Origin of the sequence: Enterobacter dykesii (genome assembly GCF_008364625.2) — a bacterium.
Lineage (GTDB): Bacteria > Pseudomonadota > Gammaproteobacteria > Enterobacterales > Enterobacteriaceae > Enterobacter > Enterobacter dykesii.
Window position 1 is genome coordinate 2082027 of sequence record NZ_CP126604.1, and the last position, 14225, is coordinate 2096251.

A 14225-nucleotide genomic window follows, 5' to 3' on the forward strand; every position below is an offset into this window, starting at 1 on the left:
GATGCTGAACATACGGACTGTCGCCGTGATCGGCAGCGGCACGATGGGCGCCGGTATTGCCGAAGTCGCCGCCAGCCATGGTCATCAGGTGCTGATCTACGATATCGCCAGCGATGCGATATCGCGCGCCATCGACGGGATCCGCCAGCGTCTGGCCTCCCGGGTGACGCGCGGAAAACTCTCCGCCGATGCCGGGAGCCAGATCCTCGGCCGGCTGGTTCCGGTCACCGATATCGAGGCGCTTTCCGCGGCCGATCTGGTCATAGAAGCGGCCTCTGAGCGTCTGGAGGTGAAGAAGGCGCTGTTTGCACAGCTGGCAGAGATCTGCCCGCCGCAGACGGTGCTGACCAGCAATACCTCATCCATCTCCGTTACGGCGATTGCAGCCGACGTCCACCACCCGGAGCGGGTCGCCGGGCTGCATTTCTTCAACCCGGCGCCGGTGATGAAGCTGGTGGAGGTGGTCAGCGGGCTGGCGACCTCTCCGGAAGTGGCAGACGCGCTGTGCGAGCTGGCGCTGAACTGGGGCAAACAGCCCGTGCGCTGCCAGTCAACACCGGGATTTATCGTCAACCGCGTCGCGCGTCCGTTTTATTCCGAAGCCTGGCGCGCGCTGGAAGAACAGGTCGCCCCGCCGGAAGTCATCGACGCCGCCCTGCGCGAAGGCGGCGGTTTCCCGATGGGGCCGCTGGAGCTGACCGACATGATTGGGCAGGACGTGAATTTCGCGGTGACCTGCTCGGTATTTAACGCCTTCTGGCAGGAGCGTCGTTTTCTGCCTTCGCTGGTGCAGCAGGAGCTGGTGCTGGCGGGAAGGCTGGGCAAAAAGAGCGGGAAGGGCGTCTACGACTGGCAGGGTGACAAACCAGACGTGCAGTGGGTTGAGTCGGTGGAAGACAGCTACAGCCCGATGCGCGTGGAAAGAAGACGTGACGGTGTCACAGAAATTGATGATGTGTACCTGATTGAAACGCAGGGCGAAACCGCTCAGGCGCTGGCGCTGCGGCTCAACGGCCCGGTGGTGGTGGTGGACCGCATTGAGCGTGACGTGGCGGTGATTGCGGCGGCCGCCAGCAACCCGCACACCGCGACGCAAAAGGTCATCCGCTACCTGCAACAGCAGGGGCATCGGGTAGTGCAAATTGCCGATTATCCCGGCCTGCTGGTCTGGCGCACGCTGGCGATGATTGCCAACGAGTCGCTGGATGCCCTGCAAAAAGGGGTCGCCAGCGAGAAGGACATCGATACCGCCATGCGCCTGGGCGTTAACTACCCGAGTGGGCCGATCGCCTGGGGCGAGCGGCTGGGCTGGCAGCGCCTGCTGACGCTGCTGGAGAACCTGCAGCGCTATTACGGCGAAGAGCGCTATCGCCCCTGTTCACTGCTGCGCCAGCGTGCGCTTCTGGAGAGTAGCTATGAGTCATAACGCTTGGCATAACGCCCGCGCGATGTACGAACGGGACGCCTGCGCGCAGGCGATGGGGATGGACATTGTCGAGATGGACGAGGGCTACGCGGTGGTGTCCATGACCATCACCGCGCAGATGCTGAACGGCCACCAAACCTGCCATGGCGGACAGCTTTTTTCGCTGGCAGACACCGCCTTTGCCTACGCCTGCAACAGCCAGGGGCTGGCGGCGGTAGCCTCAGGCTGCTCGATTGATTTTCTGCGTCCGGGCTTTGCCGGGGACACGCTCACCGCCACCGCGCGGGTGATGCACCAGGGCAAGCTGACCGGCGTGTACGACATTGAAATCCAGAATCAACAACAGAAAACCGTCGCCCTTTTTCGCGGGAAATCTCACCGCATCGGCGGCAGCGTGACAGGAGAGGCAGATGCGTGACGCATTTATTTGTGATGGCGTTCGAACCCCGGTGGGTCGCTACGGCGGCGCGCTTTCCGCAGTCCGAACCGACGATCTCGGTGCCGTGCCGCTGCGCGCGCTGCTGGCCCGCTATCCCCAACTCGACCTCGAGCGAATCGACGACGTGATTTTCGGCTGCGCCAACCAGGCGGGGGAAGATAACCGCAACGTAGCGCGCATGTCGTCCCTGCTCGCCGGGCTGCCGCAGACGGTGTCCGGAACCACCATTAACCGCCTGTGCGGCTCGGGGCTGGACGCGATTGGTTTTGCGGCGCGCGCCATTAAGGCGGGCGATGGCGAGCTGCTGATCGCGGGCGGCGTGGAGTCGATGTCGCGCGCGCCGTTTGTGATGGGCAAAGCCACCGCCGCGTTTCAGCGTCAGGCGGAGATCTTTGATACCACCATCGGCTGGCGATTTGTGAATCCGCTCATGCATCAGCAATTCGGAACTGACAGCATGCCGGAAACGGCAGAGAATGTAGCTGAATTGTTAAATATCAGCCGTGCCGATCAGGACGCATTCGCTCTGCGCAGCCAGCAGCGTACCGCGCAGGCGCAGCAGAACGGCATTCTGGCGCAGGAGATCGTGCCGGTGCAGGTGCCGGGAAAAAAAGGGGCGGTCACGGAGTTCTGCGTGGATGAACATCCGCGCGCGGACACCACGCTCGAACAGCTCGCCGGGCTAAAAACGCCGTTTCGTAAGAACGGGGTGGTCACGGCGGGGAATGCCTCCGGCGTCAACGACGGCGCTGCGGCGCTGATCGTCGCCAGCGAGAAGATGGCGCAGGCGCAGGGGTTAGTCCCGCGTACGCGGATCGTGGCGATGGCGACGGCAGGCGTGGAGCCACGTCTGATGGGGCTTGGCCCGGTCCCGGCGACCCGCAAGGTGCTGGAGCGCGCCGGACTCAGCATTAACGATATGGACGTTGTCGAGCTTAACGAAGCTTTCGCCTCGCAGGCGCTGGGCGTGCTGCGTCAGCTGGGCCTGCCGGATGATGCCGCGCACGTCAACCCGAACGGTGGCGCGATCGCGCTGGGCCACCCGCTGGGCATGAGCGGCGCCAGGCTGGTGCTGGCCGCGAGCAATGAACTGCACCGACGCGGCGGGCGCTATGCGCTGTGTACGATGTGCATCGGTGTGGGTCAGGGCATTGCCATGATCCTTGAGCGTGTTTGAGCATAAAAACAATGTGAGTACCCTACAATGACAAATACAACAAAGCTTGATCCGATTGAAACGGCCTCCCTCGACGAGTTACAGGCGCTGCAGACCGCGCGTCTGAAATGGACGCTGCATCACGCCTACAGCAACGTGCCGATGTACAAACGCAAGTTTGACGCCGCGGGCGTTCACCCTGACGATTTCAACGAGCTGGCGGATATCCGCAAATTCCCGTGCACCACCAAGCAGGACCTGCGGGATAACTATCCGTTCGATACCTTTGCCGTGCCGATGGAGCAGGTGGTGCGTATTCACGCCTCATCCGGCACCACCGGCAAACCGACCGTTGTCGGCTATACGCAGGGCGACATCGACAACTGGGCAAATCTGGTGGCCCGCTCCCTGCGCGCCGCGGGCGGCAGCGCGAAGGACAAAATTCACGTGGCGTATGGCTACGGCCTGTTTACCGGCGGGCTGGGGGCGCACTACGGCGCCGAGCGTTTAGGCGCGACGGTGATCCCGATGTCCGGCGGCCAGACGGAGAAACAGGCGCAGCTGATCCGTGATTTCCAGCCGGATATGATCATGGTGACGCCGTCCTACTGCCTCAACCTGATTGAGGAGCTGGAGCGCCAGATGGGCGGCGATGCCAGCGGCTGTTCCCTGCGCGTGGGCGTCTTCGGCGCCGAGCCGTGGACGCAGGCCATGCGGCGCGAAATTGAAAAACGCTTAGGGATTACGGCACTGGACATTTATGGCCTCTCCGAGGTGATGGGCCCGGGCGTGGCGATGGAGTGTATCGAAACCGTCGACGGCCCGACCATCTGGGAAGATCACTTCTACCCGGAGATCGTCAACCCGAACGACGGCACGCCGCTGGATGACGGTCAGCAGGGCGAGCTGCTGTTCACCACGCTGACCAAAGAGGCGCTGCCGGTGATCCGCTACCGCACCCGCGACCTGACCCGTTTGCTGCCGGGTACTGCCCGCACCATGCGCCGCATGGACCGGATCAGCGGCCGCAGTGACGATATGCTGATCATCCGCGGCGTCAACGTCTTCCCGTCGCAGCTGGAGGAGGAGATCGTGAAGTTCGAGCACCTTTCTCCGCACTACCAGCTGGAGGTGAACCGTCGCGGCCATCTTGATTCACTTTCCGTGAAGGTGGAGCTAAAAGAGAGCAGCCTCACGCTGACCCACGAGCAGCGTTGCCAGGTGTGCCACCAGCTGCGCCACCGCATTAAGTCAATGGTGGGAATCTCCACTGACGTAATGATTGTTAACTGCGGCAGCATCCCGCGCTCGGAGGGGAAAGCCTGCCGGGTGTTTGATTTGCGTAAAGCGGCGGCCAACGGCTAAGTTTTCCCTCACCCCGGACCGTACACCCAAAGGGAGAGGGTTAGGGTGAGGGTACACCTCATAATCCTATGCTATGATTCATCCAGGACAAAAATTACAACAGAATGAATCACATGAAACTCGACGCCTTTATCCAGCACGCGGTCAGCTCCGTTCCCGTCAGCGGGACCTCGCTTATCTCCTCGTTATACGGTGACGCGCTTTCCCATCGCGGCGGTGAGATTTGGCTCGGCAGCCTGGCCGCCTTACTGGAAGGGATGGGGTTTGGCGAGCGCTTCGTGCGTACCGCGCTGTTTCGCCTCAACAAAGAGGGCTGGCTGGACGTTTCCCGCATCGGGCGTCGCAGCTTTTACCGCCTGAGCGATAAGGGGCTACGCCTGACGCGTCGCGCGGAAAATAAGATCTACCGTGCGGAACTGCCCGCCTGGGACGGTAAATGGCTGCTGCTGCTCTCCGAGGGGCTGGACAAAAACACCCTTGCAGACGTCAAAAAACAGCTGATCTGGCAGGGGTTTGGCACGCTGGCACCGAGCCTGATGGCCTCGCCGTCGCAGCATCTGGCGGACGTGCAGTCTCTGCTTCACGATGCCGGCGTGGCGGAAAACGTGATTTTTTTTGAAGCCCACTCGCCGCTGGCGCTCTCCCGCGCCGCGCTGCGTTCGCGGGTGGAGGAGTGCTGGCAGTTAACCGAGCAAAACGCGATGTACGAGTCCTTTATCAACTCGTTCCGGCCGCTGCTGCCGCTGCTGAAAGAGGCCACGCCGGAGGAATTGACGCCGGAACGCTGTTTCCAGATCCAGCTGCTGCTGATTCATTTTTATCGTCGCGTGGTGCTGAAGGATCCGCTGCTGCCGGAAGAGTTACTGCCCGCGCACTGGGCGGGGCAAAGCGCCCGACAGCTCTGCATAAATATCTATCAGCGTGTCGCGCCGGGGGCGCTGGCGTTTGTCAGCGAGAAGGGCGAAACCTCCGTGGGTGAACTGCCCGTGCCCGGCACGCTTTACTATCAACGCTTTGGTGGTCTTACAAGCGCATAAGGAGCGAAGATGCCAGTTTATCAAATTGACGGTCTGACGCCGGTCGTGCCTGACGAGAGCTACGTTCATCCGACGGCGGTGCTGATCGGGGACGTGATTCTGGGTAAAGGCGTTTACGTCGGTCCTAACGCCAGCCTGCGCGGTGATTTTGGCCGCATCGTGGTGAAAGACGGTGCCAACATTCAGGATAACTGCGTGATGCATGGCTTCCCGGAGCAGGACACGGTGGTGGAAGAGGACGGGCATATCGGCCACAGCGCCATTCTGCACGGCTGCGTGATCCGCCGCAATGCGCTGGTGGGCATGAACGCGGTGGTGATGGACGGCGCGGTCATCGGTGAAAACAGCATCGTCGGCGCGGCGGCGTTCGTGAAGGCGAAAGCGGAGATGCCCGCCAACCATTTGATTATCGGCAGCCCGGCCAAAGCGATTCGCGAGTTGAGCGAGCAGGAGCTGGCGTGGAAACGGCAGGGCACGCGGGAGTATCAGGTTTTGGTGGAACGCTGCAAGCTCACTATGCACCAGGTCGAGCCGCTGCGCGAGGCTGAGCCTGACCGGAAACGACTGACGTTTGATGAGAATTTAAGGCCGAAGTCGGCGGTGTAGGGCTCTGACCGTCTTTTTTCGCCATATCCATCAACAGCGCGATGCCAATGTAATTACTCCAGTTAAAGGTATTTTGCAACACCACCACCGCATTGCCTTTTTCTTTGTCATAACCGATAAAGCTGGAGTAGCCGCCGATATAGCCGACCTGATAGGTGATTTTTTCCAGACCGATAAAGTCGGTGGTCCAGGCAATACCCTGTACTCCGTTGGGGCGTTGAATATCGGTGTTTCTCACTTCGGCAAAGACGCTGTCCAGCAAGGGATTGTGCGTCGTCGATACGTGATAGCGGGCATAGGCCGCCAGATCTTCGGCGTTACTGTATAAGCTCGCTGCCGCCACCATGTTGTTGGAAAAATGCCAGTCCGGCGTGAGCTGCCCGCGCGGGATAAATTTCGGCTGATCGCCCGCGTGGCCGAGCGCCCGCTGTGGGTAGCCTTTGAGCTGCAGGGGTATAAAGCTGCTGTTAACCATGTGCAGCGGACGGAATATATAGCGCGAGGCTAAACTCTGGATACCTTCGCCGGTTTTGTGTTTCAGGATATAGCCGATCAGGGCGTAGCCGGTATTGGAGTATTGCGGCACTTTATTCTCTGGCGCCCGCCAGTCGGCGAGGTAACGCAGCACGTTATCGCTATCCAGCTCGCCGTAGAAATTATCGCCCGTGCTCAAATAGGTGATGAATTTTCCAAGCATCGGAACATCCATATTCTGACGCGGCAGGCCGGAGGTGTGTGTTACCAGTTCAAGCAGGGTGATTTTTTGTGCATCCGCGCTAAGCGGCGTACCCGGCGGAAGCAATGTTGCCAGGCTATCGTTCCAGTTCAGTTGCCCTTCATTGACCAGGCACGCCACCACTTCCGCCGTGATCCCTTTGCTGAGCGAACCGAGCGCAAACAGGGTGTCGGGCCTGACCGGATAGCGATTGACCGCATCGGTTACGCCCCAGGTGTAAAACTGCGGCGAGCCGTGATTATGGATCACCGCGACCGTCATCCCAGGAACGGATTTTTGCGCCATATAGTGACGCACCACGCTGTCCACGTCGCCATCCAGCGAATCATGGGTGAGAAGTTCCTGAGTACCTTCCGGGGAAGACATTTGCGAGAGCGTGCCACAACCGCTGAGGAGTGGGAGAGTAAGCAGAAGCCAGCGAGTTTTTTTTGTTATGTTCTGCATACCTGATAGCGAGTGTGGTGGTCATTGACGCGCCAGGAATGTATCACAAATAGCCTGCCTGAATGTAAACTTTCTAAACGGCGGCGGCCCTGTTGATGGTCACCGTGACTTTTCGGCCAGCCTTGAGGGATTTCAGTATGACTCGCTTTTATCAAATTTCCGCCACCCGCCTGGATGGCCGCCTTATCTCAATGGCCGACTATGCGGGAAAGGTGGTTTTGGTCGTCAATACCGCCAGCCAGTGCGGCTTCACGCCGCAATATGCGGGTCTTGAAGCGCTATACAAAAAATACGCCGATCGAGGATTAGTGGTGCTGGGCTTCCCCTGCAACCAGTTCGGCAAACAGGAACCCGGCGGCGCCGACGAAATCTCGAAGACCTGTTATATCAACTACGGCGTGAGCTTCCCGATGTTTGAGAAGGTTGAGGTCAACGGCAATGCGGCGCACCCGGTGTTTCGTTACCTGAAAAACGAATTACCCGGTGTGCTGGGGGAGCGGATCAAGTGGAACTTTACTAAGTTTCTGATTGGCCGCGACGGCAAACCACTGAAGCGTTTTGCACCGATGACCACGCCAGAGAAAATGGAGGGGGCGATTGTGGAAGCTTTGGGGAGGTGAGAGTTTTGGTGAATAGAATTAACCATGAGTCGGGCACTTCCGGAATACCTAATATCCGCTTTGTGCCAGAAGCGGACGTTGGATGCTGAGTTGTGGGAGCAGTGATGCTTGAATCAAACTGATGATCACGACGTTTCTGAGAAATTCTGTGACTTTTTTAAACCTGTCCACTAAGGATTTCTGTAAATTCTCTGTGCTTCCTTGTTGCCCATTCAGGTTTGATAGAGAGCATTAAACTATATTGTTTACGAAAATAAACATACCTGAATTCCATTTCAGGTGAGCTATTCATGGCTGAATACTCTGTAGCCAGACCTGCCACACCACACTCAACAAACCAATAAAGAATCTCATCATCACTAAGGGTTACTTTACGCGCTATTTCGGCACCTCTTTCATTGACAATGAAATGATATTCTTTGCTATGAATTTCCAGGTATGGAGTCGCCATACCGTCAAGTCTATCAGAGATGGTGAAGTAATAATTGGGTCTTATTCCACCTCCAATTCTTTCACCGATTTTGAGAAGTTCTGCGCGTAACTCTTCGATATTTTTCATGATTTATTGTTTTTAAGCGTTAACTGTTCGTTCCAGACCGCATTTCGCTCACAGCAGGCTATAAGAGTTGATGGTGTGTTGCACTGTGAGACCAATACATTCAGGCATCTTCCCACAGCGGCATCCATCCAACGGGTAACTGTTCCTTATCAAATCCCTCAAACCAGTAAACTGTACCTTTTGGCCCAACAATCGGCACTTCTCCCCAACCCTGATGAAACAATGCGCGACTCCAGTCCGGCTTGAGACGACCACGCCGTTTAAGGCGCTCACCATTACAAGCCGTTGCTCGTATAGAGGGAAAATTAATAAAGAAACTTAACGGCATTTCCTCTTTTTGCGCACGTTGCAATTGTCTTGATATCCAGTCTTGATTACGTTTGCGAAGTTTTTGTTTCATTGGCTACTGTTCTGATTCGACTCACTTATAAATCAATGATCTCACTGTAATCCGACACAATGCTTTGTTCAAGAATGTCCGCTTCTCGCTCAAAGCAGGCGTTACCCACTACCAGGCTGCTTTCCAAAACCCCTTTACCCCCGCAGCCACGGCGTAATCGTCAGCCCGGTAAGCAAGCCTTCCGGGCTGAGCAGGCGAGTGACGGTTTGCCCCCACGGTTCCGTACGGTTAGCCACCAGCAGCCGATAGCCTTTTTCGCTCAGAACGCGGGTAGCCGAGTCCAGATCCTTTACCTCGTACTCAATCCATCCCTGTGGTATCGGGTGCTCCGTGGGCCACTGTTCCTCTCCAAAACAGGATGCAGCCGCCTGTGCGAGCGGCCAGACGGCGAAATGCTTCACGCCTTCCAGCTGGCCCTCTTCAGTGAGCAGATAATCGGTATTCCCCTCCATCGGCTTCAGCGGAAGGCCGAGTGTCTGGACATAAAACGCGGCGCTGGACTCCGTATCCCGCGAAATGGGCCCGAACCCGGCGACAAATAAGACATCAATTTCTGGTAGCGTCTGCGGCATATCCACTCCTGAATGAGGTGAAATTCACCCTGAATTTATCTTACGATCGGCGGAAATACGACTCTCAAATCTGGTATCGCATTCATCGTGCCTGCACGTCCACGACGGGTTTAAAATTCAGCGCGATGACGATCAGCAGCACGACTCCCGCACTCATGATCAGCCATGCGCTGGTCAGCGAGACCGAACTGTCGCGAACGATCCCTGCAATTAACGGCATAAGCGCGGCGATCGTGTATCCGCCTCCCTGAACTTTAGACAGCAACTTCCCGGCCTGCGCGGGCGTTCGCGCATGATCGAACGTGACGATGAGCGACAGCGGGAAGAGGGCGCCGATCCCGGTGCCAAGCAGCAGCGTGGATAAAACAGGCGTCGTACCCGGCGCAAAGACCAGACACAGTAATCCTGCCAGCAGCAACAGCAATACGGCGATCAGCGGCACGCGGCGGTCGGGGAATTTACCGATCAGCGCGGAGACGGCAAACCCGGCGACAACCTCGGTTAACGTCAGCCAGGCCAGCATGTAGCCACCGCTGCGTGCGGACCATCCAGCCTGAATATAGAGCGGGGGCAACCAAGCCAGTACCAGCGTGTAGGCTCCCGTTCCCACGCCGAAAAAGATCGCCAGTAGTACTGTCCGGGAGGACGAGAGCGTCACGTTTTCGTGTGCTGTTTTTTCCCCTTGAGGATGCTTAACCAGCGTTAACCACAGTATCAGCGCCAGCAGCGCTAACAGCCCGGCCATGGCCAGCGCGGGCTTGAGCGCGAGCCATGAGAACAACGGCTCGGCGCTGGCGGCGGCGACTGCCGCACCGGCCATGATGCCCGTGCTGAAGAGCGACATCACCGTACTGGCCGTTTGCGTATATTCCTTTTTTATCAGGGCAGGCATTAACGCCTGGATCGTGCCGATGCTGGCCCCGCCCAGTAACGCGGTGCCCATAAGACTCTCCGGTGAGGCGCTAAAACCGCGTAATAAGCAGGCCACAAGCAGGATGAAGAGCCCGAGCATAATGCCTCGTACGGCGCCGACTATGGCTAAAAGCCAGGGCCCACACAGGGCGGCCAGCCCCATCATCGCGACCGGTAGGGTAGTCAGCAGGCTGAATTGCGTGGCGGTCAGTCCCGCTTCGCGCTGCAGCACGGAAAACAGCGGTCCGACAGAAGCCAGAATAGGGCGCAGGTTCAGCCCGACGATAAATGCGATAACGGCGAAGAGTAAAGGCGACGTGCGTTTCAACGTGGAATCCTTTTCGGTTGTGAATGGCCCGGGCAAATCGGCACGAGCATTTATCTTAACGTTAAGATAAAATATGTTTTTGCGTAAGATGTACCGCACAACAGGATAAATACCCACGCCATCAGGGGTGAAAATGCAAGACCATGTAGACTTCGTTGTCGGCCAGTGGAGCCGCGCCATGCCGGAGCTGGACGCCTCGTCGATGAAAATTTTTGGCCGAATGCTCCGGCTGATGAAGCATCTCGGAAAAGAACGGGCGCAGGCGATGGCGCAGTTTGGTTTTCGCGAGGGCGAGTTTGACGTGCTCGCCACGCTGCGCCGAGCCGGTGAGCCGTACTGTCTTTCCCCCACGCAGCTGTATAAATCGCTGCTGATCACCTCGGGGGCGATGACGAACCGGCTCAGCCATCTCGAACAGCAAGGGCTTATCAGGCGAATTGCCGATCCGGATGACAAGCGCAGCACCCTCGTAAGCCTGACGCCGCACGGGCAGGAGCGTATCGAACAGGCGCTGATCGTGCATACACAAACCCAAAATGCGCTGCTGAGCAGCTTATCTGACGCGCAGCGCGCGCAGCTTGAGTCCCTGCTCAGGGAGCTGCTGCTGACGTTCTCATCTGAGGACCTGGGCGACAGGTCACCGAGTGCCGATAATACGAACACTGCATAGCTAAACCTCACAGTAAGGGAATGTATGTCTTTACCGCCACTGTATGCGCTTCGCGCTTTTGAAGTCGCCGCGCGGCTGAACTCCTTCAGCAAAGCGGCCGAAGCACTGAATATCACGCCGGGCGCGGTCAGCAGGCATGTCCGGACGCTTGAAATGTGGTTCGACTGTGAACTGTTTAAACGACAGGGGCCACGAGTGGAGGTCAGTGATGCCGGGCGTATTCTGGCCGGACAGCTCAGCGAAAGTTTCTCGAATATTGAGTGGGCCTGTCGCGCATTCAGAAGCGAAAACCACCTTCTGCGCCTCAAAGCCCCCAGCACCCTGACGATGCGATGGCTTCTGAATGTGCTTAAATCCTTTCGCGAGAACCACGCGAAGCCAAAAATTGAAATTGCCAGCGTCTGGATGGACTTCGACACCGTTGACTTCAGCCGTGAGCCCTACGATTGTGCGATCCTCCTCGGTAATGGCTATTTCGGCGAGTCAACGGAAAGCAGGCTGCTCTTCAGTGAATGGCTCATTCCGGTTTGTACCCCGTCGCTGCTTGATTCAGCCCGGCAACAGCTTGCGCAGTGCGATCTTATCCATCCCTCTCCGGACAGGCGGGACTGGAAGCGCTGGCTGAAAAGAACCGGGTTATTCCCCGGGCTCGACGTGAGTCGTGGAATCGTGTTCGACACCCTGGAGCAGGGAAGCCTGGCCGCCATGCACGGTCACGGCGTGGCGATGGCCGATCTCCGCCTCACGCTTGACGCGCTGAAAAGCGGCCTGCTCGCGCTGCCCTTCAGGGAGGCGATAGCAACAGGAGATGGCTACTACCTCGTCTGGCCGAAAAATTCGCTCAGAAGACAGAGTATTGAACAGTTGCTGGCGTGGTTTAACCTTAATGCGCCGGTGCTGCCTTCGTTGGATATCGTCTGTCTTGATTACAACGAAAAGCGGGTTTAGTAAATAGCGGAATATTTATTGAAGGATATTCCGCAGATGGAACGTATTTATGCGTAGGGAATATTTGCCATATTTTTATATCTTTCCGGCAGGGCGCTGTTCAGATTAAGTAATTTATCCAGAATATAAAGCGCAGGCGTCCCTTTTGCGCGTTCAGCGTCGATCAGCGCAGCGCGTAACATATTGGCAGCCGACGTCATTTCACGGAAATAATCCTCTGATTCACGCGTCTGAGCTTCGCCCGACGCGGCGTAACGCACCTTTGGCCACTCCGCAAAGTCCAGCAGCGGAAGTATCCCATCCTCTTTTGGTAAATGCGCTGAGAGCAGCTCTTCGGCGTTACCCGGATTGCTTTGGGCGAAAGAGAGAAGGTGCAGTCGATGGATGAAAGGCGATAACGCTTCTGAGCTTTCCTTTTCTGCTGACAGTAACGTTATCAGCTCATGCACATTTGCATCGGGGCTATATTTATGAGGTGAGATAATACTCATTAAATGGAATAAAACATCGAGTGTCATAGGTGCTCCATACAGGCTTGGTAATATTTATTTTTATCTATCCCAGGGATGAATGGATGTTATTTCAGGGCCGTCGCTTTTGAAAAACGATAAATAGTGGGAATCAATGTGAGTTTTACTCAACGTTGCGCTTTGGGGGGCGATCACACGCATCCTCACGCTGCAGCGTTTTGTTTCACAAACGCCATAGCTCATCGGCTTTTCAGGATGGTATAACGTCCTGCGGCAACCGGGTTGCCGCAGACAGCCCACATACCTAAAGGTGTATATGAAACAAATTACTTTCAGTGACCTGCAGCAGCAAAGCGAGCAGGCTGCCAATTCTCCTCGCTTACGCGCGCACCGCAATTTACATCCCGAGCTGAGCGACCCGGTGCAGCGCCTGGCTATCGCGATGGAGCCCGGCACCTATGTTCGCCCTCATCGCCACCCGCACACGTTTGAACTGCTGACGGCGCTGAGCGGTCGCTTTCTGGTGCTGAATTTTGACGACAGCGGAAACGTGACCCGGCGGGTGGTGTTAGGCGAAGAGTGTAAAGTTCTGGAGATGGATGCCGGTACCTGGCATGCCGTGCTGTCGCTGGATAAAGGCGGCGTCATTTTTGAGGTAAAACACGGCGGCTACCAGCCCGTTCCTGAGCACGATACTGCCTCCTGGTCACCGGCTGAGAACGCGCCCGGTACCGCGGAGCTGATGAAATGGTACGCTCAGGTGCAGGTGGGGGACGGAGGTTTTACCCTGTAATTTTCTCTACTTTTCCCGACGCGCAGAAAGGCGCGACGGGATAGAGAGAGACGATCCCGCCAACTCAACTGACCGTATTAAAATGCCAGTCGCCGGCAGTCGACAGCGTCACAAACGGGCCTGCCAGCATGCTGTTGTGATGGGCGATAATATCGCTGGCGGATAAATGGGCATTATCCATTGTGGTATGCGCATCTGAAATCAATACCGTCCTGAAACCCAGCTCCGGTGCGGCCCGGCAGGTGGTGTCGACACAAAATTCTGTTTTCATCCCGGCAATGACCAGCTGTTTGATGCCTCTCTGATTAAGTTCTCGCAGCAGTTCGGTATCCCGAAAACAGCTGGGATAGCGCTTGGTGAAAACCACATCCTGCTCCTGGACGTCCAACTCGGGTATCAGCTGTGTTAACGGCCCCTTCTCCGAGAAGGGGGAGTCGTCCAGTCCAATATGGCGGGCAAAAAAGACGGGTACCTGCGCGTCTCGGGCGTTGGCGATTAACAAGCGGATATTGGCCAGAACGGCATCGGCGGAGCGAGGGGAAACCGGGCCCCGAAAGAGGCCCTGCTGCATGTCGATAATCAAGAGAGCATTGTCAGATGAAACCATTTTCTTTCTCCATTCATAGGGTGGTGAACGGAGAGAGATTTCCCCGTCCTGGCCGGCGGGGAGTGAGGTTCTGTTTGTCAGTCGTTTGCTACAGATACTCTCGTACCGCCGAAGGTTCCGGTGGTGGTGAGGGTGGT

The 14225-nt window shown here is 57.3% G+C and carries 17 protein-coding genes; 10 read left to right on the top strand and 7 right to left on the bottom strand.

Annotated features, from left to right (window positions below; translation table 11 throughout):
* Window position 1 precedes the first annotated feature (1 nt).
* The 6 genes from paaH (at window position 2) to paaY (ending at window position 6029) form a co-directional block, all read left to right on the top strand.
* Window positions 2-1426: a 3-hydroxyacyl-CoA dehydrogenase PaaH gene (gene paaH, locus F0320_RS10070; protein ID WP_126328440.1), complete on the top strand. Its 1425-nt coding sequence runs from the start codon at window positions 2-4 to the stop codon at window positions 1424-1426.
* A complete protein-coding gene (gene paaI / locus F0320_RS10075; RefSeq protein WP_126328441.1) occupies window positions 1416-1844 on the top strand; it encodes a hydroxyphenylacetyl-CoA thioesterase PaaI in 429 nt (142 codons plus the stop codon). The genes paaH and paaI overlap by 11 nt, the downstream gene beginning before the upstream one ends.
* On the top strand, window positions 1837-3042 hold the full coding sequence (gene pcaF, locus F0320_RS10080) for a 3-oxoadipyl-CoA thiolase (protein ID WP_126328442.1): 1206 nt from the start codon (window positions 1837-1839) through the stop codon (window positions 3040-3042). The genes paaI and pcaF overlap by 8 nt, the downstream gene beginning before the upstream one ends.
* Window positions 3043-3069: 27 nt before the next feature.
* Window positions 3070-4386 (top strand): phenylacetate--CoA ligase PaaK, encoded by a 1317-nt coding sequence (gene paaK / locus F0320_RS10085; RefSeq protein ID WP_126328443.1) that lies wholly within the window; start codon window positions 3070-3072, stop codon window positions 4384-4386.
* Between the two features lie 104 nt (window positions 4387-4490).
* Window positions 4491-5423, top strand: coding sequence for a phenylacetic acid degradation operon negative regulatory protein PaaX (paaX, locus tag F0320_RS10090; RefSeq protein ID WP_047651386.1), 933 nt, complete (start codon window positions 4491-4493; stop codon window positions 5421-5423).
* A gap of 9 nt (window positions 5424-5432) precedes the next feature.
* A complete protein-coding gene (gene paaY / locus F0320_RS10095; protein ID WP_106105952.1) occupies window positions 5433-6029 on the top strand; it encodes a phenylacetic acid degradation protein PaaY in 597 nt (198 codons plus the stop codon).
* Here the strand turns inward: paaY and F0320_RS10100 are convergent.
* On the bottom strand, window positions 5938-7209 hold the full coding sequence (locus F0320_RS10100) for a serine hydrolase domain-containing protein (RefSeq protein ID WP_126328444.1): 1272 nt from the start codon (window positions 7207-7209) through the stop codon (window positions 5938-5940). The genes paaY and F0320_RS10100 overlap by 92 nt on opposite strands.
* A 137-nt stretch (window positions 7210-7346) precedes the next feature.
* Between F0320_RS10100 and F0320_RS10105 the strand changes: the two genes are divergently transcribed.
* Entirely contained in the window at window positions 7347-7829 is a 483-nt protein-coding gene (locus F0320_RS10105; RefSeq protein ID WP_126328445.1) for a glutathione peroxidase, read from the top strand.
* 157 nt (window positions 7830-7986) lie between these two features.
* On the opposite strand, the gene F0320_RS10110 is transcribed toward F0320_RS10105, so the two are convergent.
* The 4 genes from F0320_RS10110 to F0320_RS10125 all read right to left on the bottom strand — a co-directional run bounded on the left by F0320_RS10110 (window position 7987) and on the right by F0320_RS10125 (window position 10600).
* Entirely contained in the window at window positions 7987-8388 is a 402-nt protein-coding gene (locus tag F0320_RS10110; protein ID WP_126328446.1) for an Imm63 family immunity protein, read from the bottom strand.
* 100 nt (window positions 8389-8488) lie between these two features.
* Window positions 8489-8788 carry a hypothetical protein gene (locus tag F0320_RS10115; protein WP_126328447.1) on the bottom strand — a complete coding sequence of 100 codons (300 nt, stop codon included), beginning with the start codon at window positions 8786-8788 and terminating at the stop codon, window positions 8489-8491.
* Window positions 8789-8922: 134 nt separating this feature from the next.
* Entirely contained in the window at window positions 8923-9360 is a 438-nt protein-coding gene (locus F0320_RS10120) for a VOC family protein (RefSeq protein ID WP_126328448.1), read from the bottom strand.
* 82 nt (window positions 9361-9442) lie between these two features.
* Window positions 9443-10600: an MFS transporter gene (locus F0320_RS10125; protein ID WP_126328449.1), complete on the bottom strand. Its 1158-nt coding sequence runs from the start codon at window positions 10598-10600 to the stop codon at window positions 9443-9445.
* Window positions 10601-10733: 133 nt separating this feature from the next.
* On the opposite strand from F0320_RS10125, the gene F0320_RS10130 reads away from it, so the two are divergent.
* Together F0320_RS10130 and F0320_RS10135 are read left to right on the top strand one after the other, a co-directional pair.
* Window positions 10734-11270 carry a MarR family winged helix-turn-helix transcriptional regulator gene (locus F0320_RS10130; protein WP_126328450.1) on the top strand — a complete coding sequence of 179 codons (537 nt, stop codon included), beginning with the start codon at window positions 10734-10736 and terminating at the stop codon, window positions 11268-11270.
* Window positions 11271-11294: 24 nt separating this feature from the next.
* A complete protein-coding gene (locus F0320_RS10135) occupies window positions 11295-12218 on the top strand; it encodes a LysR substrate-binding domain-containing protein (protein WP_126328451.1) in 924 nt (307 codons plus the stop codon).
* Window positions 12219-12265: 47 nt separating this feature from the next.
* Here F0320_RS10135 and F0320_RS10140 read toward each other — a convergent pair whose 3' ends face one another.
* Entirely contained in the window at window positions 12266-12736 is a 471-nt protein-coding gene (locus tag F0320_RS10140; protein WP_126328452.1) for a hypothetical protein, read from the bottom strand.
* Between the two features lie 268 nt (window positions 12737-13004).
* Between F0320_RS10140 and F0320_RS10145 the strand changes: the two genes are divergently transcribed.
* Window positions 13005-13481 (top strand): WbuC family cupin fold metalloprotein, encoded by a 477-nt coding sequence (locus F0320_RS10145; RefSeq protein ID WP_126328453.1) that lies wholly within the window; start codon window positions 13005-13007, stop codon window positions 13479-13481.
* Window positions 13482-13545: 64 nt separating this feature from the next.
* On the opposite strand, the gene F0320_RS10150 is transcribed toward F0320_RS10145, so the two are convergent.
* Complete coding sequence (locus F0320_RS10150) at window positions 13546-14088, bottom strand: cysteine hydrolase family protein (protein WP_126328454.1); 543 nt, start codon at window positions 14086-14088, stop codon at window positions 13546-13548.
* Between the last annotated feature and the right edge of the window lie 137 nt (window positions 14089-14225).